Source organism: Janthinobacterium goodfellowi (assembly GCF_051380695.1).
GTDB lineage: Bacteria > Pseudomonadota > Gammaproteobacteria > Burkholderiales > Burkholderiaceae_D > Janthinobacterium.
In genome coordinates this window covers 167,186-188,856 of record NZ_JBNYXN010000006.1, presented here as the reverse complement: position 1 = coordinate 188,856, position 21,671 = coordinate 167,186, and the positions used below count along the sequence as shown (strand labels likewise).

Genomic DNA, 21,671 nt, shown 5'->3' with positions numbered 1-21,671 from the left:
CAAGACCAGCGAGAGGGAAACATGGCAATACGCGAAAATTTCACCTATACGGATATGGATTTGTGGCTCAATGAAAAGCGCGTCACGGAAATCGAATGCCTGGTACCCGACTTGACGGGCGTGGCGCGGGGGAAGATCCTGCCGCGCGGGAAATTCACCCAGGAGCGCGGCATGCGCATCCCGGAAGCGGTACTGGGCATGACGGTGACGGGCAATTACCCGGTCGATGATGGCGGCTACGACCGCGCCATTTCCAGCACCGACCGCGACATGATTTTAAAGGCCGATCCCACCACCATCACCATGGTACCGTGGGCTACCGACCCCACCGCGCAAGTCATCCACGACTGCTATTTTGCCGATGGCGCGCTGGTCGATTTTGCTCCCCGCTCCGTGCTGCGGCGCGTGCTGAAACTGTATGCGGACAAGGGCTGGAAACCCGTGGTGGCGCCGGAGCTGGAGTTCTACCTGACGGCGAAAAACACGGACCCCGACTTGCCATTGAAACCGCCCATCGGGCGCAGCGGCCGGGCCGAGACGAGCCGCCAGGTGTACAGCATCGACGCCGTCAACGAATTCGACCCGCTGTTCGAGGATATCTACGATTACTGCGAACTGATGAACCTTGACGTCGATACGCTGATCCACGAAATCGGCGCGGGACAGATGGAAATCAACTTCCTGCACGGCGATCCGCTGGGCCTGGCCGACAAGGTCTTCTTCTTCAAGCGCACCCTGCGCGAAGCGGCGTTAAAACACGATATGTACGCCACCTTCATGGCCAAGCCCATGGCGGGCGAGCCGGGTTCCGCCATGCACGTGCACCAGAGCGTCGTCGATGCGAAGACGGGCCTGAATATCTTCAGCAACGAGGACGGTTCGGCCGCGCCCATCTTCAAGCATTACATCGCGGGCCTGCAGCGCTACATGCCGTCGGCCATGGCCATCGTCGCGCCCTACGTGAACTCCTACCGCCGCATCGTGCGCCACACTGCCGCGCCGATCAACATCCAGTGGGGCCTGGACAACCGCACGGTGGGCTTCCGCGTCCCCGAGTCGGGCGTGCAGGACCGCCGCGTGGAAAACCGCATCATCGGCGCCGACGCGAATCCCTACCTGGCCCTGGCCGTCACCCTGGCCTGCGGCTATCTCGGCATGACGGAACAGCTGGAAGCGACGCCGATGATGGTGGGCAGCGCCTACGACATGAAATTCGAGCTGCCGCAAGGCTTGCCCGAGGCCCTGCAGCTGCTGCGCGCGGAAGACAAGCTGCGCACGGTGCTGGGCGAGCGCTTCATCGACGTGTATGCGGCCATCAAGGACCTGGAGCACCAGGAATTCATGACCGTCATCAGTCCGTGGGAGCGCGAGCATCTCTTACTGCACGTATAAAGGATCACCTATGAGCACATCCAACAATCCGCTGGCGCCGAGCGCCGCTTTTGTATCGTCCGTGGCGCAAAAGAACGCGGCGCCGCAGGTGTACGACACGGCCGCCATCCAGCAGATGGATTCGGCCCACTACCTGCATCCGTTCACCGACTTCCAGGACCTGGCAAGCAAGGGCGCGCGCGTGATCGTGCGCGGCGACGGCGTCTACCTGTGGGATAGCCAGGGCAAGAAGATCGTCGACGGCATGTCGGGCCTGTGGTGCGTCAACGTGGGCTATGGCCGCACGTCGATTTCGCAAGCCGTGTACAGGCAGATGGAGACGCTGCCCTTCTATAACAGCTTCTTTGGCACGACGAACGTGCCGGCCGCGCAGCTGGCGGCCAAGCTGGCGCAGATATCGCCGCCGCAGTTCCAGCACGTGTTCTTCACCAGTTCCGGCTCGGAAGGCAACGACACGAATTTGCGCATGGTGCGCCGCTACTGGGATATCCTCGGCTACAAGGAGCGCCACACCATCATCAGCCGCCATAACGCCTATCACGGCAGCACGGTGGCGGGAGCATCGCTGGGCGGCATGGACGGCATGCATGCGCAGGGCGGCTTGCCGATACCGGGCATCGCGCATATCGGCCAGCCCAATTACCTGGAATCGGGCCACGGCTTGTCTCCGGAAGCCTTCGGCTTGAAGGCGGCCGGCTGGCTGGAAGACAAGATCCTGGAAATCGGCGCCGACAAGGTGGCCGCCTTCATCGGCGAGCCGGTGCAGGGCGCGGGCGGCGTCATCATCCCGCCATCGACGTACTGGCCCGAAATCCAGCGCATCTGCGACAAGTACGGCATCTTGCTGATCGCCGATGAAGTCATCTGCGGCTTCGGCCGGCTGGGGCGCTGGTTCGGCTCCGAGCTGTTCGGCATCAAGCCCGACCTGATCACGTTCGCCAAGGGCGTCACCTCGGGCTATGTGCCGCTGGGCGGCGTGCTGGTGGGCGACAGGGTGGCCAAGGTGCTGATCGAGCAGGGCGGCGAATTCACGCACGGTTTCACGTATTCGGGCCACCCCGTGGCCTGTGCGGCCGCGCTGGAAAACATCCGCATCATCGAGGAAGAGCAGCTGGTGGCGAAGGTGGCCGACGATACGGGACCGTACCTGAAGCAGTGCTTCGCCAGCCTGGGCGAGCATCCGCTGGTCGGCTATGCGGACAGCTGCGGCCTCGTCGCGGGCCTGAACCTGGTGCGTAAAAAGGGCGCCACCGTGCACGACAACGAGCTGTTCGACGAGGACCAGGGCGTGGGCATGATCTGCCGCGGCCACATGTTCGACAACGGCGTCATCATGCGCGCCGTGGGCGAACGCATGATCGTCGCCCCGCCCCTGGTCATGACGCGCGCGCAGATCGATGAGATGGTGGCGCTGATACGGCTGTGCCTGGACAAGACGTATGACGAGGTGAAGGCGAAGGGCTGGATGTAGGTTTTTGCCCCATTTTGCCGCCATCTGCGTATTTTTTGGACCGCAATGGCGGCAGTTCCGCTAAACTTCCATCCTGGCCGCTCTTGTAGTGGCCAGTTTTTCATTTTGACACCCTCTTACCCAGAAGCTACCCACACATGACGATAGCAACACCTGCCGCGTCGGCCAGCGACGCCCAAGCGCCTTTCTTGCTGATTGATCAGCTGGTCAAGGAATTCGATGGCGTGCGCGCCGTCGATGGTATTTCCGTGACGATCAACAAGGGTGAGATCTTCGCCCTGCTGGGCAGTTCAGGTTGCGGCAAGTCGACCCTGCTGCGCATGCTGGCCGGTTTCGAGACGCCGACCTCGGGGCGCATCGTGCTGGCGGGCAGCAGCATCGTCGACGTGCCGCCGCACCAGCGGCCCATCAACATGATGTTCCAGTCGTACGCGCTGTTCCCCCACCTGTCCGTGTGGGACAACATCGCCTTCGGCCTGCGCCGCGACGGCTTGCCGAAAGCGGAAGTGGCGGCGCGGGTCGAGCAGATGCTGGCGCTGGTGCAGCTGGGCCAATACGCGAAGCGCAAGCCGCACCAGCTATCGGGCGGCCAGCAGCAGCGCGTGGCGCTGGCGCGCAGCCTGGCCAAGCGTCCGCAATTGCTGCTGCTCGACGAGCCGCTGGGCGCGCTGGATAAAAAACTGCGCGAACGCACGCAGATGGAACTGGTCAACATCATCGAGCAGGTGGGCGTGACGTGCGTGATGGTCACGCACGACCAGGACGAGGCCATGAGCATGGCCACGCGCATCGCCGTCATGAGCGAAGGGCGCATCCTGCAGGTGGGCGCGCCCGGTGAAATCTACGAGACGCCGAATTGCCGCTTCGTCGCCGACTTCATCGGCAGCGTCAACCTGTTCGATGGCCGCATCACGGAAGACGAACCCGATCACGTGATCATCGACACGCCCGACGGCCGCCACTATGTCGCGCATGGCATCACGGGCAATCTGGGCATGGATGTCTCGGTGGCCGTGCGCCCCGAAAAGATCGGCATCCAGATCGCGCCGCCCGCTTTGGAAGAGCGGGCTGCCCCAGCGGAACACGGCTATAACTGCGCCCAGGGCGTGATCGTCGCCATGGCGTATTTTGGCAATGAAACGAGCTACCACGTGCGCCTCGACAGCGGCACGGTGGTGAAAGTCTCGCGCACCAACGCGGCCCGCCACGACGCCGCGCGCCTTGAGCGCGAACAGCGCGTGTGGGTGTGGTGGGATGGCGCCGACATCGTCGTGCTGACCAGCTGAGGCCATCATGACGTCCATTCTGCAATCGCTGCGCAAGCTCGTCACCCTGCGTTGGGTCACTGGGCGCAACGCCGTCATCGCCGTGCCCGCGCTGTTCCTGACGGCCGCCTTTTTAATACCGTTCCTGATCGTGCTGCGCATCAGCCTGTCCGACATGGACACGGCGGGCAGCCCGTTCGGCGGCCTGCTGTCGTATGTCGACGGCATCGTCGTGCTGAAGGTGAAAATCGCCAACTACCTGTTCATCGCCGCCGATGAACTGTATCTGCTCACCTACCTCAGTTCCATCAAGTACGCAGCCATCACCACGGCCATTTGCCTGTTCATCGGCTACCCGTTCGCCTACTTCATGGCGCGCGCCAGGCCGGCTATCCGCCCCGTGCTGATGATGCTGGTGATGCTGCCGTTCTGGACTTCGTTCTTGCTGCGCGTGTATGCGTGGAAGGGCATCCTGGCCAATCACGGCTTGCTCAACGACCTGCTGCTCGCGCTGGGCATGGTGCAGGAACCGCTGCACATGATGAATACCTCGTTCTCGCTGGTCGTCGGCATGGTGTATGCCTATCTGCCGTTCATGATCCTGCCCCTGTACGCGAACCTGGTGAAAATGGACGTGCGCTATCTGGAAGCGGCGGCCGACCTGGGCGCCACGCCCTTGCAGGCGTTCTGGCGCATCACCGTGCCCCTGTCGAAGTCGGGCATCATCGCCGGCGCCATGCTGGTGTTCATTCCGTCCGTGGGCGAATACGTGATTCCCGAGCTGCTGGGCGGCCCGGAAACCCTGATGATCGGCCGCGTGCTGTGGGATGAGTATTTCACCAATAACGACTGGGCCATGGCTTCGTCGGTGACGGTGCTGGTGATCCTGCTGATCCTCGTGCCAATGGCCATTTTTAACAAATACAAGACCGACCAGGACGCGGAGGAGCGCACATGAACGGACGTACCTTCCTGCAGCGCTGGTTCGGGCGCGGCTGGCTCTCGCTGGGCTATTTGTTCCTCTACCTGCCCATCATCGTGCTGATCGTCTTCTCGTTCAACAGCTCGCGCCAGGACATGGTGTGGAGCGGCTTTTCGCTGCGCTGGTACAGCGAGTTGATGAGCGATGCGGAAATCATCTCGGGCTTCGGCCTGTCATTAAAAATCGCCTTCATGTCGGCGACGTCTTCCGTCATCCTCGGCACGTTTGCCGCCTTTGCCTTGACCAGCTACCAGCGCTTCCGCGGCCGCACGGTGTTTTCCGCCATGGTCAGCGCGCCGTTGGTGATGCCCGAAGTGATCATCGGCCTGTCCCTGCTGCTGATGCTGGTGTCCATGCAAAAGGTCTTCGGCTTCCCCGAGCGGGGCGTGCTGACCATCTGGCTCGGTCACACCCTGCTGGGCATGGCGTATGCGGCCGTGGTGGTGCAGTCGCGCCTGCAGGAAATGAGCAAGTCGCTGGCGGAAGCGGCCATGGATCTGGGCTGCCGCGCGCACCAGGTGTTCTTTCTCGTGACCCTGCCGAACATCACGCAAGCGCTGGCCTCGGCCTGGCTGCTGACGTTTACCCTGTCGCTCGACGACGTGGTGCTGTCGGCCTTCCTGTCCGGCCCCGGTTCGACGACGATGCCGCTGGTGATCTTCTCGCGCGCGCGCCTGGGGCTCGATCCGCGCGTCAATGCCATCGCCGCGCTGACCATCCTCGTCGTGACGCTCGCCGTGATCGCATATGCCGTGATGCTGGCGCGCGCCGACCGCAGACGCCGCAAGCAGATGTCCGCGGCGTATTCGGCGGACCAGGAGTAAGCTGCTTGTAAACTGACACAGGAGACGACCATGACGGAAAACACCAGCTGGCACGCACGGGCCGCAGAGATCAAGATCGATGGCCGCGCCTTCATCAACGGTGAGCGGGTCGCGGCCAGGTCCGGCCAGACTTTCGACAATCTGTCGCCCATCGACGGGCGCTTGCTGGGGCAGGTGGCCCGCTGCGATGGCGCCGACGTGGAGGCGGCCGTGCAGGCCGCGCGCGCCGCCTTTGACGATCGCCGCTGGGCCGGTAAATCGCCGGCGCAGCGCAAGCGGATATTGATCAAGTTCGCCGACCTGGTACAGAAATACGGTCCCGAGCTGGCCCTGCTGGAAACCCTGGACATGGGTAAACCGATCAAGTACAGCCAGAGCGTGGACGTGGGCGCCACGGCCAACTGCCTGCGCTGGTATGGCGAGGCGATCGACAAGGTCTACGATGAAATCGCCCCGACGCCCGCCAACAGCCTGGCCCTGATCACGCGCGAACCGGTGGGCGTCGTCGCCGCCATCGTGCCGTGGAATTATCCGATGATCATGGCTGCCTGGAAGATCGCGCCCGCCCTCGCGGCCGGCAACAGCGTGATCTTGAAACCGTCGGAAAAATCGCCGCTGACGGCCCTGCGCCTGGCCGACATCGCGCTGGAAGCGGGCGTGCCGGCGGGCGTCTTCAACGTGCTGCCCGGCTACGGCAACGAGGCCGGTGCCGCGCTGGCGCTGCACATGGATGTCGATTGCATCGGCTTTACGGGTTCCACGCGCACGGGGAAACTGATCGTGCAGATGGCGGGCCAGTCGAATCTGAAACGGGCGTGGACGGAACTGGGCGGCAAATCCGCCAACATCGTGTGCGCCGATTGCCCGGACCTGGACAAGGCCGTGGCGGCCGCCGTCGGCTCCATCTTCTTCAACCAGGGCGAAAGCTGCAACGCGCCCTCGCGCCTGTTCGTGGAAGAATCGATCAAGGAAGAATTTGTCGCCAAGGCGCTGGCCATGCTGCCCCGCTTCCAGCCGGGCGACCCGCTCGACGAAGCCACCGTCATGGGTGCCATCGTCGACGCCACGCAAATGCAAACGGTGATGGGCTATATCGCGGCTGGCAAGAACGAAGGCGCGCAGCTGCTCGGCGGCGGCGAGGCCGTGCGCCTTGATACGGGCGGGTACTACGTGCAGCCCACCATCTTCGGCGTGGACGCCGGCATGACGATCGCGCGCGAAGAGATCTTCGGCCCCGTCTTGTCCGTGCTGGGCTTTACGGATATCGCCGAAGCCATCAAACAGGCCAATGCCACGCCCTACGGCTTGCAGGCGGCCGTGTGGACTTCGGACATCAGCAAGGCCATCCAGACGGCGCGCGCCCTGCGTGCCGGCACCGTGCACGTCAACCAGTACGACGGCGACGACATCACCGTGCCGTTCGGCGGCTACAAGCAGTCGGGCAACGGGCGCGACAAGTCGCTGCACGCGCTGGACAAGTACACGGAGCTGAAGACGACGTGGATACAGGTGGGGTAGTGGGAATTGTTGGCGTTAAGCCGGAGTCAGACGGGGACGCCGGGTCCCTGAGGGTCTGACCCCGGTAGTAGCTGTGGGGTTCAGCGAACAGCCGCGAACCCCGATCAAACCATCAGAAGCAGTGTTCCAGCGCCGGGAAGCTGCCGTCCTTGACGGCCTTCACATAGCCGGTGACGGCGTCATCGATGCTGGCCGCGCCTTCCATGAAGTTGCGCACGAAGCGGGCCTTGCGGCCTGGGAAGACACCCAGCATGTCGTGCATGACGAGGACCTGGCCCGAGCAGTCGGGACCGGCGCCGATGCCGATGGTGGGGATCGTCAGCATGTCGGTCACTTCCTTGCCCAGCTGCGACGGCATGGCTTCCATCAGCACGATGGCGGCGCCCGCGTTTTGCAGCACCAGCGCGTCGTTTTTCAGTTCGGCGGCGCTTTCCGTGCTCTTGCCCTGGACTTTATAACCGCCCAGCTGGTGCACGAATTGCGGCGTCAGGCCGATGTGGGCACAGATGGGGATGCCGCGCTCGGTGAGGAAACGGACGGTCTCGGCCAGCCAGGCGCCGCCTTCGATCTTGATCATGTGCGCGCCTGCCTGCATCAGGATGACGGCGTTGGCGTAAGCCGTTTCAGGCGTGCCGTACGCGCCGAACGGCAGGTCGGACAGGATCATGGCCGACTTGCTGCCGCGCGCCACGGACGCCGTGTGGTAGGCCAGTTCGGCCACGGTGACGGGCAGGGTGGAGTTCAGGCCGTTGCAGACCATGCCGAGCGAATCGCCGATCAGCAGGATCTCCACGCCGCAGCGGTCCATCAGCGACGCGAAGCTGGCGTCATAGCAGGTCAGCATGGTGATCTTTTCGCCGGCGGCGCGCAGCGTGGCCAGGGTGTGGATGGTCACGGCCTTGTTGGCGACAGGCTTGGATGGCGCCGGCGTCGGTGTGGCGGCCTTGTCTTTTGCGGCCAGATCTGTTCCTTGCAAATAAGCGGACATAGGTATTCTCTAGAGTGAATGGGGGGTGATGCTATTGCGACGCCGCTAGTGTAGTACTTTATATGGCGGCGTGCAGGGGCGGCATTGTAGAGCAATGCCGCATGGCGCTCAGAGCTGGCTGATCGCCTGGTCGGCCACGCCCGCCAGGTAGCTCTGCGCCGGGCCGAGGCCGGGCACGACGATGGCCGGCGCCAGGGCCAGCAGCGGCACCAGCACGAAGGCCCGCTCGGTGAGGCGCGGATGCGGTACCGTCAGGGTGGCGCTGGCGATCTGTGCATCGCCGTACAGCAGCAAGTCCAGGTCCAGGGTGCGCGGGGCATTGCGGTAAGGCCGTTCGCGTCCGTGCGCCGCCTCGATGGCGTGCAGGGCCTGCAGCAGTTCCTCCGCCGGCAAGGTGGTCGCGATGCGCGCCACGGCGTTGATGTAGTCGTCGCCGCTGGAATCGATGGGCGCCGTGCGGTAGCTGGCCGAGGCGTCCACGAGGGATGCGCCGGGCAGGCGCGCCAGGCGCGCGATCGCATCCTGCACGTTGGCGCGCGCGTCTCCCAGGTTCGCCCCGATACCGATGTAAGCAATCACTGACATTATTCGCCGCTGCTGCTGCTGCCGGTGGTAGTGCCGCCACCCGTTTTGCTGCGCGTGCTGCGGCGCGGCGGGCGTTTCTTCTTGACGGCGCCCGGCGCGGCATTGGCGCTGACCAGCAGCGCTTCGCGCGTTTCCTCGTCGCCTTCATAAAAGGCCGTCCACCATTCGCCGATGTCCGCGTCGATCTCGCCCGAGGCGCAGCGCAGCAGCAGGAAGTCGTAGCCGGCGCGGAAGCGCAGGTGCTCGAGCAGTTTGTACGGCGCCTTGCCGACCCGGCGCTCGAAGCGAGGCTGCATCGACCAGATGTCGCGCATGTCGGAACCGATCTTGCGCTGCAGGGCCAGTTTTTCCGTCTGCGAATCGAGCACGTCGTCGGCCGCCAGGTGCAGCGCGGGAATCGTCGACTCGCCGGCGGCGCGGTAGGCCGTCCATTTTTCCAGCACCTGGTGCCACAGCAGCGAGGCAAACAGGAAGCCCGGCGAGACGGTCTTGCCGGCGGCGATGCGCTGGTCCGTGGCGTCCAGCGCCAGGGTGACGAATTTCGCGCCCAGCGGCTGTTCCAGCACCACGTCGAGCAGCGGCAGCAGGCCGTGATGCAAGCCTTCCTTGCGCAGTTGCTGCAGGCAGGCCAGCGCGTGGCCGCTCATCAGGAGTTTCAGCATTTCGTCGAACACGCGCGGCGCCGGCACGTTGTTGATCAGCGGCGCCATGACGGGAATCGGCGCGGCCGTGTGCGGCTCGATGGTGAATTTCAGCTTGGCGGCGAAGCGCACCACGCGCAGCATGCGCACGGGGTCTTCGCGGTAGCGTTCTTCCGGCTTGCCGATCATGCGCAGGGTCTTGGCGCGGATGTCTTCCACGCCGCCGTGGTAATCGAGCACTTCCTGCGTGGCCGGGTTGTAGTACATGGCGTTGATGGTGAAGTCGCGGCGCAGCGCGTCTTCGTGCTGCAAACCGAAGGTGTTGTCGCGCAGGACGCGGCCGTGTTCATCCTTGGGGGCCGAGTCGGCGCCGGCGCCGCGGAAGGTCGTCACTTCCAGCAGATCCTGGCCGAACATCACGTGCACGATCTGGAAGCGCTTGCCGATGATGAAGGCGCGGCGGAACAAGCGCTTGACCTGTTCCGGCGTGGCGTTGGTGGCGATGTCGAAGTCCTTCGGTTTGACGCCCAGCAGCAGGTCGCGCACGGCGCCGCCGACGACGAAGGCCGCGAAGCCCGCTTCCTGCAGGCTGCTGGTGACGCGGATGGCATTCGACGATACCAGTTTCGGGTCGATTCCGTGTTGCGCGGGACCGAGCACGACGGGTGCCGTGGTGTCGCGCGCTGCCTCTTTTTTAACGCCGAGGATCTTGCGGATGAATTTTTTAATCATTGAATAAGTGGAGTGATGGCCAGCCGTGGAGGGATGCGTGTGCGCTCAAAGCGGTGTTGGGATTGGTCGCGACGGGGTGGGTCACGACCGACAGCAAGGGAATATCGTTGTGCGAATCGCTGTAAAAATAGCTGCGCTCGAACTGCCCCAGTTCCTTGCCCATCTTTTCCAGCCAGGCGTGGGTGTGGGTCAGCTTGCCCGCGCCCAGCGTGGGCGTGCCCAGCAGCTTGCCCGTGACATTGCCTTGAGTGTCATATTCGGGCATGGCGGCCAGCAGGTGTTCGACGCCCAGTGCATCGGCGATGGGTTTGGTGATGAAATGGTTGGTGGCCGTGACGATGGCCAGCAGGTCGCCCGCGTCCTGGTGCTGCTTGATCAGCGCCACGACTTCGGGGCGGATCGCCGGCAAGACCACTTCGGCCATGAACTGCTTGTGCAGCGCTTCGAGGCGTTCGCGCGGGAATTGCGCCAGGGTGCCGAGCGAGAATTCCAGGTATTCCACGGGATCGAGCGTGCCGGCCTGGTATTGCGCGAAAAATTCGTCGTTGCGGCGGGTGAATTCGGCGGCGTCCACGGCACCGATGCGTACCAGGAATTCGCCCCACTCGTGATCCGAGTCGATGGGCAGCAGGGTGTGGTCGAGGTCAAACAGGGCCAGATTCATCATTCTTTCGCTTCCGCCTGCAGCAACTCGCGCAACAATGGCAAGGTGATCGGGCGTTGGGTTTCAAGGGAGTAGAGGTCGAGAGAGTCCAGCATCGTCGACAGCGAACGCATGTCGCGCCGGAAATGGGACAGCAGATAGGGTAACACGCCGGGCGACAAGGTCAAGCCGCGGGTGGTGGCCGCCTGGGTCAGGGCAGCGATTTTTTCATCGTCCGTCAAGCCGTGGATCTGGTAGATCAGGCCCCAGCCCATGCGCGTGCGCAAGTCTTCGCGCACGGGCAGCACGGCAGGCGGCACGGCGCCGCTGCAGACCATGAAGGCCTGGTTGGCGCGGATTTCATTGAACAGGGCAAAGGCATCGATCTGCGCCAGCGGCGACAGCTTTTCGCAGTCGTCGAGCAGGTACAGGTCCACGTCGGGCGAATACACGAATTCGGACTCGATCGAGAACGGCGAAATGTAGCGCGCGCGCTCGGTGCTGGCCAGGGCCTTGAGCAGGTGGCTCTTGCCGGCGGCCAGTTCGCCCCACAGGTAGGCAAAATGTTCGCGCGAAGTGCGCGCGGCGAACTGGCGCATCAGCTGCGCCACTTCGGCATTCTGTCCCACCTCGAAGGTATCGAGGCTGTGCGCCTGGTCTGTGCCTAAATCGAGCACCAGTTGTTTCATGGCGTACGCCTTGTCCTGTTTTTCATTACTGCATGTGCATCGTGGTATTGCTAGGTTGATATGATATCCGCTTTTACTAGGTATTATAGAAGCTGCTGGAGAGGTAGTGGCGTCTTAGATGCTTAAAAGCGACCATCAGGACGGCAGAAGCGGGTAAAGCGAGCAAAACGCCGACGAAACCGAACAATTGTCCGAAAGCCAATAAGGCGAAGATCACGGCCAGCGGGTTCAGGCCGATGCGCTCGCCCACCAGGCGCGGCGTGAGGAAAAAGCCCTCGATGACCTGGCCGCAGCCATAGATGACGGCCACGGCGATGACGCCGCTCCAGTCGGCAAATTGCAGCAGGGCGGCGATCAGGGCCAGCATCAGGCCCAGGCCGAAGCCCAGGTAGGGGATGAACACCAGCAAGCCCGTGATGATGCCCACAGGCAATGCGACTTCAAAACCGGCGATGGCCAGCGCCACCGAGTAATACGTGGCCAGCACCAGCATCACGAGCAACTGCCCGCGCAGGTATTGCGCCAGCAGGGTGTCGACTTCCTGCGCCATGCCCACCGTGCGGCCGACCCAGCGGCGCGGCACGGCGCCGGCGATGCGCGCCAGCATGGGATGCCAGTCCAGCAACAGGTAGAACAGCACCACGGGAATCAGCACGACGGTGGCCAGCCAGCCCAGCACGGCCGTGCCGCCGATGCGGGCCGAGGCGAGTACCGTGCTCCAGATTTCATCGCCGCTGGTGGCCATCTGCTGGCTCAGCATGCGTTTGATGCCCGTGCCGTCCAGGCGCACGCGGATGCCCAGGTCGCGCAGTTTCGGCGCCAGGAACTCGTTCGCCTTGCTCAGGAATTGCGGGATTTGCGCCTGCAGCAAGGGGATTTCCTTTTGCAATACGGGCACGACGATCAGCACGAGCGCCGTGATGGCGAGGAAAAACAACACTACGACGACCAGCACGGCCAGCGGACGGGGAACGTAAAAGCGCCGGTAATGCAGGCGCTGCAAGCGGTCCACGCCGGGATTGAGCACGTAGGCGAGGATGGCGGCGGCCAGGAAGGGCGTCAGGATGGGGCCCAGGCTGACGAGCAGCAGCAAGAATGCCAGCCAGACCGCGATCCAAAATGCTGTTTGCTTCTGTTCGGCGGTGATGGCGAATGGCATGTAGTTTGTGCTGTTGCGTTAAAAAAAGGCAGTTAATTACGAAATGGCGGGGCAGTTTGATAAAATAGCGTCTTGATCGACCGAATTCACCCGCTGGCGCCCTGCCGCACGATGTTGAAAAACATGCTTGCGCGCGCGTGCCGGCGGGTATCCGCCTTCTATTTTACCGCCTCCGCTGCCACCACACCATGAACCAGACTTCTAATGTTTCCCTTTCCTACCGTGACGCTGGCGTCGATATCGACGCAGGCGACGCTTTAGTCGAAGCAATCAAGCCGTTTGCCAAGCGCACCCTGCGCGAAGGCGTGATGGGCGGCCTGGGCGGTTTTGGCGCCATGTTTGAAATCAGCAAGAAGTACAAGGAACCCGTGCTGGTCTCGGGCACCGACGGCGTGGGCACGAAATTGCGCCTGGCGTTCGAACTGAACCGCCATGACACGGTCGGCATCGACCTCGTCGCCATGAGCGTCAACGACATCCTCGTGCAAGGCGCCGAGCCGCTGTTCTTCCTCGACTATTTTGCCTGCGGCAAGCTGGACGTGGCCATTGCCACCGACGTCATCAAGGGCATCGCCCAGGGTTGCGAACAAGCGGGCTGCGCGCTGATCGGCGGCGAAACGGCGGAAATGCCGAGCATGTACCCGGCCGGCGAATACGACCTGGCAGGTTTTGCCGTCGGCGCCGTGGAAAAATCGAAAATCATCGACGGCACCAAGATCGCCCCGGGCGACGTGGTGCTGGGCCTGGCTTCGTCGGGCGTGCACTCGAACGGTTACTCGCTGGTGCGCAAGATCATCGAAGTGGCGAAGCCGGACCTGGAAGGCGACTTCCATGGCCGTAAGCTGGCCGACGTGCTGATGCAGCCGACGCGCATCTACGTCAAGCCGCTGCTGGCGCTGATGGATGCCATGGAAGTCAAGGGCATGGTGCACATCACCGGCGGCGGCCTGGTGGAAAACATCCCGCGTGTTCTGCAGCCTGGCCTGGTGGCCGAACTGGACTCGAAGGCATGGACCATGCCGCCGCTGTTCACGTGGCTGCAACAGCACGGCGGCGTGGCTGACGCCGAGATGCACCGCGTCTTCAACTGCGGCATCGGCATGACCGTCATCGTTTCGCAGGAAAACGCGGACGCCGCCATCGCGCAATTGCAAGCGGCCGGCGAAACCGTCTCGCGCATCGGCACCATCCGTGCCCGCGTGGGCGACGAGCACCAGACGATCGTCATCTGATCGCACCTGACCAAACCTACTGCGCGCCGCGCTTTGCGGCCTGCGATGCTCACCGTACTAGAGTACGGTTGCGCTTCTTAGCCACAAATCACTGGCGCTCGCTACGGTTTTGTCAGGCGCTTTGGCATTTATGAAAAAGAAAAAAGCAGGCCTCTTTGAGAGCCTGCTTTTTTTATGCCAGTTGCCAGCTTACCTTGCGTGCGCCGGCTTCATGCGGCCGTCCGGCTGCGAACCGCCCTTGCCTATCATGGCCACGCTGACGGCCGAGACGAGGGAGGCGAACAGGATGTAGCCGACGATGTGCCATGGCTCGCCCTTGCCCGTCTTGAGCAGGTAGGTGGCGATGATGGGCGTCAGGCCGCTGGCGAAGATGCCGGAGAACTGGTACACGAAGGAGATGCCCGTGTAGCGCACCTTGGCGTCGAACAGGTCGCAGAACAGGGCCGCTTCCGGGCCGTACACGGCCGAATACAGCACGCCCAGCGGGATGATCACGGAACACCACAGCAGCAGCGGATTGTCGGCGTGGTGCAGCATGATCCAGAAGGCGGGAATGGCCGACACGCCCGTGATCAGAGAGCCCCAGAAGAACACCTTGCTGCGGCCGATGCGGTCCGACAGGCGGCCGAAGAAGGGGATGCAAAAGCACATCACGACGGCCGACGCCATCACGCCCATCAGCGCTTCCGTGCGGGCGATCTTGATGGTGTTGGTCAGATAGGTGATGGAAAACACGCCGAAGATATTGAAGAACACACCGTCGATATAGCGCGCGCCCATGCCCTTCAGGACGTTGCCCGGATAGCGTTTCAAGAGGTCGAAGAAGGGAATCTGCGTCTCCGCGTTCTTTTCCTTGACGGCCTGGAACTCGGGCGTTTCCATCACGTTCAGGCGTATCCACATGCCGATGAAGACGAGGGCGGCCGACAGGATGAAGGCGACGCGCCAGCCCCACGAAAGGAATTGCGCATCCGTCAGGGTGTACGACAGGATCGCCACCACGCCGGACGCGAGGCACAGGCCGATGGCCAGGCCGATCTGCGGCAGGCTGGCATAGAAGCCGCGCTCCTTCGGCGGCGCATATTCGTACGCCATCAGCACCGCGCCGCCCCACTCGCCACCGAGGCCGATACCTTGCAGCACGCGCAGGAACAGCAGCAGGCCCGGCGCCCAGTAGCCGATGTGGTCGTAGGTCGGCAGCACGCCGATCAGGAAAGTGGAGATGCCCATGATCATCAGGGTCATCACCAGCATGCTCTTGCGGCCGATCTTGTCGCCGAAGTGGCCGAAGATCACGCCGCCGATGGGGCGCGACAGAAAGCCCACGGCGAAGGTGCCGTAGGCCAGCATGGTCGAGACGAGCGGATCGCCGCCCGGGAAATACAGCTTGCTGAACACGATGCCGGCGACGACGCCGTATAAAAAGAAGTCGTACCACTCGATGGTGGCGCCGATTACGCTGGCCATCACGACTTTCCGCAGCTCTTGGGCTTTTTTCGGATTGCTGGGATTGTTGTCCATATCTAGTCTCCAATCGATATCGATTATGTGTTTTTTTCTGATGCCCGGCTTGTCGCCGGGTCATTGGAGGCGGGGCCGTCTGCCCGCCGCTGACATCCTCCTTGCCTGGAATGGGTGGGTCAGGCCGCCTGCGGCAGCCGCACGGCGTCCGCCAGGATCATGTCGGCCGCTTTTTCGGCGATCATGATGGTGGGCGCGTTCGTATTGCCCGAGACGATTTCCGGCATGATCGACGCGTCGACCACGCGCAGGTTCTGCATGCCGTGCACGCGCAGGCGGTCGTCGACGACGGCCATGGCGTCGTGGCCCATCTTGCAGGTGCCGCTCGGGTGGTAGATCGACTGGCTGAAGCGGCGCGCCGCGTCCAGCAGCTGCGCATCCGTCTCGAACTGCGGGCCGGGCACGAACTCTGAAATGATGTGCGGCGCCAGCGACGGCGCGGCGGCGATCCTGCGTGCCACGCGCAGGGCGGCAATCGCCGTTTGCTGGTCGCGCGGGTCGGACAGGTAATTGGGATAAATGCCAGGGTAGGCGAGGGGATCGGCGGACTTGATCGATACGTGGCCGCGGCTGTGCGGGCGCAGCTGGCACACGGACGACGTAAAGGCGGAAAACGGATGCGCGCCTTCGCCCGGCTTGTCGGCGCTCAAGGGCTGCATGTGGAACTGGATGTCGGGCCGCTCCACCTCGGGCGAGGATCGGGTAAACACCGTCACCTGGCTGGCCGCCAGGGTGAGGGGACCCGAGCGGGAAAACACATATTGCATGCCCACCCACAGCTTGCCCCACAGGCTGTTGACTTCATCGTTCAGGGTTTTCAGCCGCGTCTTGAAGACGAGGCGGATTTGCAGATGGTCTTGCAGGTTCTGTCCCACGCCGGGCAAGTCGTGCACGAGCGGCACGCCCACTTGCTCGAGCAGCGCGCGCGGACCCACGCCCGAGCATTGCAGGATTTGCGGCGAGCCGATGGCGCCCGCGCATAAAATCACTTCGCCGCTGGCGCGCGCCTGGCGCAGCTGGCCATCTTGCCGGTACTCGATGCCGACGGCGCGCTTGCCCTCGAACAGCACGCGCGTGATCTGTGCCCGCACTTCCACGCGCAGGTTCGCGCGCTTGCGGGCCGGGCGCAAAAAGGCTTTGGCCGTACTCCAGCGCAGGCCCTTGCTGGCCGTCTGCTGGAAGTAGCCGACGCCTTCCTGCGTGGCGCCGTTGTAATCGGCATTGAAGGGGATGCCGCTTTCCGTGGCGCCGGCAATGAAGTGTTCGGCGATCGGGCGGCGCAGGCGCAGGTCCGACACCTTTAACGGGCCACCCACGCCGTGGTAATCGCTGGCGCCGCGTTCCTGGTCTTCCGATTTTTTAAAATAGGGCAGCACCTCGGCATAGCTCCAGCCTGCGTTGCCCAGTTCGGCCCAGCGGTCGTAATCCTCTTTCTGTCCGCGCACATACAGCAAGCCGTTGAGCGAGCTGGAGCCGCCCAGCACCTTGCCGCGCGGCCATTGCAGCTGGCGCCCGGCAATGCCGGCATCCGCTTCCGTGCGGTAGCACCAGTCCAGCTTCGGGTCGTGCATGGTCTTGAAATAGCCGACCGGCACGTGTATCCAGAGATTGTTGTCCTTGCCGCCCGCTTCCAGCAGCAATACCTGGTTGCCGCTGTCGTGCGACAGGCGGTTGGCCAGCACGCAGCCGGCCGAACCGGCGCCGACAACGATGTAATCGTAGTGTGTTTGCAACATGGTGCTTGTCTCCTGCGTTGCGGTATCAGCTTGCCTCGGCGGGCGTTTTTTGCGATACACTGGTCTTTATTGATTATTTTTGGAACGTCTGGTTCCATTTATAGAAGACGTGCAGCACCGGGACAAGCGGAAACCGCCGCATACGCGAGAGGTGAAACAGAACATGCATGATGCGTTTCAAAAACGGCCGGCCGATGCCGGAGAAGCTGGGGCGGTGGGCAGCAGCGCGGCGGCCAGCCATGGCGACGAGGCGCGCGGCTTGCGCGTGCTGCGCCTGATCGAGCACCTGGCCAGCGCCAGCCAGCCCCTGACCTTGTCGCAACTGGCCGCGCGCATGCAGGTGCCCAAGGCCAGCATGATGCGCCTGCTCGATACCCTGGAACAACATGGCTATGTGCTGCGCACGCCCGTGGGGCGCGGCTATGTACCGGGCGCCGCTTCGACCAACCTGGCGCTGGCGACCTTGCGCAACAATGCCCTGATCCGCGTGAGCCGCAGCATCCTGGGCAGCCTGGTGGCGGCCACGGGCGAGACGTGCAATTTGGCCATTCCCGAGGGCAATGCCGTCGTCTACGTGGACCGCGTGGAAACGCAGGAACCGCTGCGCCTGCACCTGGTGCTGGGCACGCGCGCGCCCATGCATTGCACGGCCAGCGGCAAGCTGTTCTTGGCGCACATGAGTTTGCTGGAGCGGCGCGAATTGCTGGCCATGCTGACCCTGGAGGCGCGCACGCCGAAAAGCATCACCGATCCCGTGCTGCTCGAGCGCGAGATCGTGCGCATCGCCCGGCTGGGCATCGGCATCGACGACGAGGAATTCGTGCACGGCATGGTGGCCGTGGCCGTGCCCATCTGCGCGGCCGATGGGCGCATCGTGGCGGCCGTCGCCTGCCACGCGCCCGTGGCGCGAAAGTCCGTGGAGCAATTGCTGCAACACGTGCCGCAATTAAAAGAAGCGGCCGTCAAGCTGCGGCCGCTATTGCTGGCGGAGTCCAGCTAAGGTTTCAAGACCTTCGCCACCTTGGCCGCGCGCAGGCGGAACGCATCGGGCATGCTTGAACCCAGCAGCGGACGCAGATACAGGCGGAATGCATCGGTCACGTCCGTGCCGCTGGCGCTGATGAACTCGTCTTCCATGGTCCGCGTCTTGCCCGCCACGTCGGTCAGCGGCAGCAGTTCGTAATCGACGGAATAAAAGCCCGTGCGCTTGATGGCCACGGAGCCGTCGCGGTCGCCCCACATGGCGAACTGCACCGCCTTCTCTCCCACTTCGCGGGCTTCGCGCTGGTCGACGTCGGAAACGCAGCCGATGAAGGAGCGCTGCAGATAGCCGAAGGTATCGCCGCGCACGCGCTTGATGCCCAGCTTGGCCTTGATCTCGTCGCACAGCAGGTCGGCCAGCGCGCCCGTGCCGGACAATTGCACGTTGCCATGCGCATCGCGTTCCACTTCCTGGGCCAGCAGGCTGGCGATCGGCTCGCCCGATGCATCGTGGATGCCTTCCGAGACGGCGATCACGCAGCGGCCATACTTTTCATAGGTGGCCTTCACGTCGGCAAGGAAGTTTTCCAGCACGAAGATGCGCTCGGGCAGATAGATCAGGTGCGGGCCGTCGTCGGGGAACTTCTTGCCCAGCGCCGAGGCGGCCGTCAGAAAACCCGCGTGGCGGCCCATCACCACGCCCACGTAGACGCCGGGCAAGGCCGCGTTGTCGAGGTTGGCGCCGGCGAACGCTTGCGCGACGAAGCGCGCGGCCGAGGGAAAGCCGGGCGTGTGGTCGCTGCCCACCAGGTCGTTGTCGATGGTTTTCGGGATGTGGATGCAGCGCAGCGGATAGCCGGCCTTGTGCGCTTCCTCGCTGACGATGCGCACCGTGTCGGACGAGTCGTTGCCGCCGATGTAAAAGAAATGTTCGATCTCGTGCGCGCGCAGCACTTCGAAGATTTGCTGGCAGTAGGCGATGTCGGGCTTGTCGCGCGTGGAGCCGAGCGCCGAAGACGGCGTGGCGGCCACCAGTTCCAGGTTATGGCTGGTTTCCTGCGTCAGGTCGACGAACTCTTCATTGATGATGCCGCGCACGCCATGCAGCGCGCCGTACACGCGCGTGACGTGCTGAAAACGCCGCGATTCGAGCACCACGCCCACCAGCGACTGGTTGATGACGGCGGTGGGGCCGCCTCCCTGGGCAACAAGAATTTTTCCAGACGGCATGGGATCTCCTCGTAAGTAAAGCGGCCCTCCAGCCTACTCCTTTTTTAGCGGCGCGCTGTCTTTTCCGATATTTCTGTCGAGGAATTTCTCCACCCGGCCCCAGAAGTCGATGCGGTTCTTCGGCAGTGTCCAGCCATGACCTTCCTCATCGTATACCACCCATTCGACATCGCGATTGTACTGTTTGACGGCCGCGTAGAACTGCTTGCCGTGGTACAGCGGCACCCGCTGGTCGGCGGCGCCGTACGCCAGCAGCAGGGGTTGAGTGATGCGCGCCGCCTGGGCGATGGGCGAGGTGGCCTGGAATTGCGCCGCGTTCGCCGTCCGGTCGCCAATCAGCTCGGGCATGCCGTACTGTTTCCAGTCATCGCCGAGGTCGGACTTGAAGCTCCAGTGGCCGCTATACATCAGGTTAATGTCGGTCACGCCCACCCAGTCGATGGCACAGCGGAACAGGTCGGGATCGTTGACCAGGCCCATCAGGGCAGCATAGCCGCCATAGCTGGCGCCAGCGATGCAGATGCGGCGCGGATCGGCGATCCCTTCCGCGATGGCCCAGCGCGCGCCGTCGGCGAGATCGTCCTGCATCTTCAAGCCCCATTGTTTCCAGCCGGCCCGAAAATGCTTGGCGCCAAAGCCTGTGCTGCCGCGAAACTCCGGTTGCAGCACGGCATAGCCACGCGAGGCAAGAAATTGCACTTCGGCATTCCATTGCCAGGAGCTGCCGCGCACATACGGGCCGCCGTGCACGAGCACGACAAGCGGTAGCTGCTTGCCAGAACTCGTGGCGGGCACGGTAAGCCAGGCTGGAATGGCCAGGCCATCGCGCGCCGTGTAGCGCACCAGCTGCTGCTCGCTCATCTGCGCCGGCTGGATGAGCGGCTGCGTCTCGCCGATGATGCTCAGCTTGCCCGTATCGCTATTGAACAGCGAGAATTTGCCCGGCTGCCGGTCGGAATACGAGGTCACCAGCATGAAGGGCGTGGCGGGGCGGGCCGCCAGCGAGACCAGGTTGATGGTCGACGGCAACAGGGCGTCGATGCGCGCCTGGGTCGCCGTCATGGCGGGATCGAACCAGCGCGTGGCACGCGCATCGCTGAGGTGGCGCACGCCCAGCAGCTTGCCTTGCCGGACGATCAGATTGCCGCTGAAGTCATACCCGTCGAGCGAGATGATGGGCGTGGGCTTGATGCTGCCGCTGGCCAGGTCGTAGGCATGCACGGACAGCGTATCGCTGCCCATGCGGGCGCTCACGTACAAGGTGCCGTCCGGACCGAAGGATAGCGGGGTGAAGGCATTGGCGCCGCCGAGGTAGGCGTCGAACTGCGCCAGCGTGCGCCAGACGCCGCCGTCAGGTTCCCGGTACATGATGCTTTCGATATTGCGCTCCCGGGTGACGGCCAGGCGCGGTTCGCCATGCTGGTCGAGCAGCCAGCGGCGCACCTTGCCCGGCGGCTTGACGCTCGTGCTGCGGCCCGTGAGCGTATCGAGCTGCCGCAAGCCTTCATAGTCGACTTCGCCCGTCGAGGCGTACACGGTACTGCGCACATACACGGCAGCAGTATCCTGCGCACCGCGCTGGCCCGTCAGGTAGGTATGCCAGGGCAGCAGTTTATAGATCGAGGTGGAGGCATCGGGCATGGCGCTGCGGGCGGCCAGCTGGCGAAAGTTGCTGCCGTCGCGGTTGACGGCAAACAGGCCCGGCCCGAAACGCATGTCGCCGGGCGCCGTCTGGCGGTCGCGCGTGTTCAGGATCAGGCGCTCGTTGTTGACCCATTCGACGTCGCCCACGTCGACATCGCTGAATTGCGCCACGACCTTGATGCTGTTATCGAGCAGGTTGACGACGGCCAGCCGTTCGCGATTGTTCGCGCCGCTCACTTTCACGGCCAGGTGACGCGCATCGGGCGACAGCTGGGGGGCGCTGAATTCGGGGTTGGCGAAGAAGGCCGACAGGGGCGGGGCGACGGCGGTGTGCGCCTGTGCGGAGATGGCCAATAGGCTGGCGCAGGCGGCCAAGAGATGGAGCAGACGCAAGAGAACCTGGAGCATGGTGTGGGGTAACCTGGAAAGAAAATTGAA

General features: G+C 63.7%; 18 protein-coding genes. 8 read left to right on the top strand and 10 right to left on the bottom strand.

All coding sequences use genetic code 11. The features are described 5' to 3' along the window. Nucleotides 1-21 precede the first annotated feature (21 nt). From ACQ4WQ_RS22015 to ACQ4WQ_RS21990, 6 genes are all read left to right on the top strand, one after another. Complete coding sequence (locus ACQ4WQ_RS22015; RefSeq protein WP_035822563.1) at nucleotides 22-1,392, top strand: glutamine synthetase family protein; 1,371 nt, start codon at nucleotides 22-24, stop codon at nucleotides 1,390-1,392. Between the two features lie 10 nt (nucleotides 1,393-1,402). Next, nucleotides 1,403-2,863, top strand: a complete 1,461-nt coding sequence (locus ACQ4WQ_RS22010) for an aspartate aminotransferase family protein (protein ID WP_436499994.1) — start codon at nucleotides 1,403-1,405, stop codon at nucleotides 2,861-2,863. A gap of 137 nt (nucleotides 2,864-3,000) precedes the next feature. After that, the gene (locus tag ACQ4WQ_RS22005; RefSeq protein ID WP_436499992.1) at nucleotides 3,001-4,149 is read left to right on the top strand and encodes an ABC transporter ATP-binding protein; all 1,149 of its coding nucleotides are present in this window, start codon (nucleotides 3,001-3,003) and stop codon (nucleotides 4,147-4,149) included. Nucleotides 4,150-4,156: 7 nt separating this feature from the next. Next, nucleotides 4,157-5,086 carry an ABC transporter permease subunit gene (locus ACQ4WQ_RS22000; protein WP_436499990.1) on the top strand — a complete coding sequence of 310 codons (930 nt, stop codon included), beginning with the start codon at nucleotides 4,157-4,159 and terminating at the stop codon, nucleotides 5,084-5,086. Further along, nucleotides 5,083-5,934 (top strand): ABC transporter permease, encoded by an 852-nt coding sequence (locus ACQ4WQ_RS21995; RefSeq protein WP_436499988.1) that lies wholly within the window; start codon nucleotides 5,083-5,085, stop codon nucleotides 5,932-5,934. Before ACQ4WQ_RS22000 ends, ACQ4WQ_RS21995 begins: the two co-directional genes overlap by 4 nt. Before the next feature lie 30 nt (nucleotides 5,935-5,964). Further along, nucleotides 5,965-7,452: an aldehyde dehydrogenase gene (locus tag ACQ4WQ_RS21990; RefSeq protein WP_326460043.1), complete on the top strand. Its 1,488-nt coding sequence runs from the start codon at nucleotides 5,965-5,967 to the stop codon at nucleotides 7,450-7,452. A gap of 112 nt (nucleotides 7,453-7,564) precedes the next feature. Here ACQ4WQ_RS21990 and panB read toward each other — a convergent pair whose 3' ends face one another. The 6 genes from panB to ACQ4WQ_RS21960 form a co-directional block, all read right to left on the bottom strand. After that, nucleotides 7,565-8,440, bottom strand: a complete 876-nt coding sequence (gene panB / locus ACQ4WQ_RS21985; protein WP_436499986.1) for a 3-methyl-2-oxobutanoate hydroxymethyltransferase — start codon at nucleotides 8,438-8,440, stop codon at nucleotides 7,565-7,567. Between the two features lie 108 nt (nucleotides 8,441-8,548). After that, nucleotides 8,549-9,025 (bottom strand): 2-amino-4-hydroxy-6-hydroxymethyldihydropteridine diphosphokinase, encoded by a 477-nt coding sequence (gene folK / locus ACQ4WQ_RS21980; RefSeq protein WP_436499984.1) that lies wholly within the window; start codon nucleotides 9,023-9,025, stop codon nucleotides 8,549-8,551. Further along, nucleotides 9,025-10,398: a polynucleotide adenylyltransferase PcnB gene (pcnB, locus tag ACQ4WQ_RS21975; protein WP_436499982.1), complete on the bottom strand. Its 1,374-nt coding sequence runs from the start codon at nucleotides 10,396-10,398 to the stop codon at nucleotides 9,025-9,027. The genes folK and pcnB overlap by 1 nt, the downstream gene beginning before the upstream one ends. Next, nucleotides 10,391-11,062, bottom strand: coding sequence for a histidinol-phosphatase (locus tag ACQ4WQ_RS21970; RefSeq protein WP_436500264.1), 672 nt, complete (start codon nucleotides 11,060-11,062; stop codon nucleotides 10,391-10,393). The genes pcnB and ACQ4WQ_RS21970 overlap by 8 nt, the downstream gene beginning before the upstream one ends. Beyond that, nucleotides 11,062-11,730 carry a DnaA regulatory inactivator Hda gene (hda, locus tag ACQ4WQ_RS21965; protein WP_230539092.1) on the bottom strand — a complete coding sequence of 223 codons (669 nt, stop codon included), beginning with the start codon at nucleotides 11,728-11,730 and terminating at the stop codon, nucleotides 11,062-11,064. Before hda ends, ACQ4WQ_RS21970 begins: the two co-directional genes overlap by 1 nt. 76 nt (nucleotides 11,731-11,806) lie before the next feature. Beyond that, on the bottom strand, nucleotides 11,807-12,889 hold the full coding sequence (locus ACQ4WQ_RS21960; protein WP_326458754.1) for an AI-2E family transporter: 1,083 nt from the start codon (nucleotides 12,887-12,889) through the stop codon (nucleotides 11,807-11,809). Between the two features lie 188 nt (nucleotides 12,890-13,077). On the opposite strand from ACQ4WQ_RS21960, the gene purM reads away from it, so the two are divergent. Then, nucleotides 13,078-14,121: a phosphoribosylformylglycinamidine cyclo-ligase gene (purM, locus tag ACQ4WQ_RS21955; RefSeq protein ID WP_034788683.1), complete on the top strand. Its 1,044-nt coding sequence runs from the start codon at nucleotides 13,078-13,080 to the stop codon at nucleotides 14,119-14,121. 189 nt (nucleotides 14,122-14,310) lie between these two features. Here the strand turns inward: purM and ACQ4WQ_RS21950 are convergent, their stop codons facing one another. Beyond that, nucleotides 14,311-15,642 carry an MFS transporter gene (locus ACQ4WQ_RS21950; RefSeq protein WP_436499979.1) on the bottom strand — a complete coding sequence of 444 codons (1,332 nt, stop codon included), beginning with the start codon at nucleotides 15,640-15,642 and terminating at the stop codon, nucleotides 14,311-14,313. A gap of 119 nt (nucleotides 15,643-15,761) precedes the next feature. Further along, complete coding sequence (locus tag ACQ4WQ_RS21945; RefSeq protein ID WP_436499977.1) at nucleotides 15,762-17,378, bottom strand: GMC family oxidoreductase; 1,617 nt, start codon at nucleotides 17,376-17,378, stop codon at nucleotides 15,762-15,764. Nucleotides 17,379-17,541: 163 nt separating this feature from the next. Between ACQ4WQ_RS21945 and ACQ4WQ_RS21940 the strand changes: the two genes are divergently transcribed. Then, the gene (locus tag ACQ4WQ_RS21940; RefSeq protein ID WP_326458751.1) at nucleotides 17,542-18,378 is read left to right on the top strand and encodes an IclR family transcriptional regulator; all 837 of its coding nucleotides are present in this window, start codon (nucleotides 17,542-17,544) and stop codon (nucleotides 18,376-18,378) included. Here ACQ4WQ_RS21940 and ACQ4WQ_RS21935 read toward each other — a convergent pair. Further along, nucleotides 18,375-19,589, bottom strand: coding sequence for a 6-phosphofructokinase (locus ACQ4WQ_RS21935; RefSeq protein WP_326458750.1), 1,215 nt, complete (start codon nucleotides 19,587-19,589; stop codon nucleotides 18,375-18,377). The two genes, ACQ4WQ_RS21940 and ACQ4WQ_RS21935, sit on opposite strands and share 4 nt — an antisense overlap. A 33-nt stretch (nucleotides 19,590-19,622) precedes the next feature. Continuing rightward, nucleotides 19,623-21,641, bottom strand: a complete 2,019-nt coding sequence (locus tag ACQ4WQ_RS21930; protein WP_436499974.1) for an alpha/beta hydrolase family protein — start codon at nucleotides 21,639-21,641, stop codon at nucleotides 19,623-19,625. Between the last annotated feature and the right edge of the window lie 30 nt (nucleotides 21,642-21,671).

Coding starts and splice junctions, on each gene's coding strand:
- ACQ4WQ_RS22015 (WP_035822563.1), top strand. CDS start 22: ATGGCAATACGCGAAAATTTCACCTATACGGATATGGATTTGTGGCTC.
- ACQ4WQ_RS22010 (WP_436499994.1), top strand. CDS start 1,403: ATGAGCACATCCAACAATCCGCTGGCGCCGAGCGCCGCTTTTGTATCG.
- ACQ4WQ_RS22005 (WP_436499992.1), top strand. CDS start 3,001: ATGACGATAGCAACACCTGCCGCGTCGGCCAGCGACGCCCAAGCGCCT.
- ACQ4WQ_RS22000 (WP_436499990.1), top strand. CDS start 4,157: ATGACGTCCATTCTGCAATCGCTGCGCAAGCTCGTCACCCTGCGTTGG.
- ACQ4WQ_RS21995 (WP_436499988.1), top strand. CDS start 5,083: ATGAACGGACGTACCTTCCTGCAGCGCTGGTTCGGGCGCGGCTGGCTC.
- ACQ4WQ_RS21990 (WP_326460043.1), top strand. CDS start 5,965: ATGACGGAAAACACCAGCTGGCACGCACGGGCCGCAGAGATCAAGATC.
- panB (WP_436499986.1), bottom strand. CDS start 8,440: ATGTCCGCTTATTTGCAAGGAACAGATCTGGCCGCAAAAGACAAGGCC.
- folK (WP_436499984.1), bottom strand. CDS start 9,025: ATGTCAGTGATTGCTTACATCGGTATCGGGGCGAACCTGGGAGACGCG.
- pcnB (WP_436499982.1), bottom strand. CDS start 10,398: ATGATTAAAAAATTCATCCGCAAGATCCTCGGCGTTAAAAAAGAGGCA.
- ACQ4WQ_RS21970 (WP_436500264.1), bottom strand. CDS start 11,062: ATGAATCTGGCCCTGTTTGACCTCGACCACACCCTGCTGCCCATCGAC.
- hda (WP_230539092.1), bottom strand. CDS start 11,730: ATGAAACAACTGGTGCTCGATTTAGGCACAGACCAGGCGCACAGCCTC.
- ACQ4WQ_RS21960 (WP_326458754.1), bottom strand. CDS start 12,889: ATGCCATTCGCCATCACCGCCGAACAGAAGCAAACAGCATTTTGGATC.
- purM (WP_034788683.1), top strand. CDS start 13,078: ATGAACCAGACTTCTAATGTTTCCCTTTCCTACCGTGACGCTGGCGTC.
- ACQ4WQ_RS21950 (WP_436499979.1), bottom strand. CDS start 15,642: ATGGACAACAATCCCAGCAATCCGAAAAAAGCCCAAGAGCTGCGGAAA.
- ACQ4WQ_RS21945 (WP_436499977.1), bottom strand. CDS start 17,378: ATGTTGCAAACACACTACGATTACATCGTTGTCGGCGCCGGTTCGGCC.
- ACQ4WQ_RS21940 (WP_326458751.1), top strand. CDS start 17,542: ATGCATGATGCGTTTCAAAAACGGCCGGCCGATGCCGGAGAAGCTGGG.
- ACQ4WQ_RS21935 (WP_326458750.1), bottom strand. CDS start 19,589: ATGCCGTCTGGAAAAATTCTTGTTGCCCAGGGAGGCGGCCCCACCGCC.
- ACQ4WQ_RS21930 (WP_436499974.1), bottom strand. CDS start 21,641: ATGCTCCAGGTTCTCTTGCGTCTGCTCCATCTCTTGGCCGCCTGCGCC.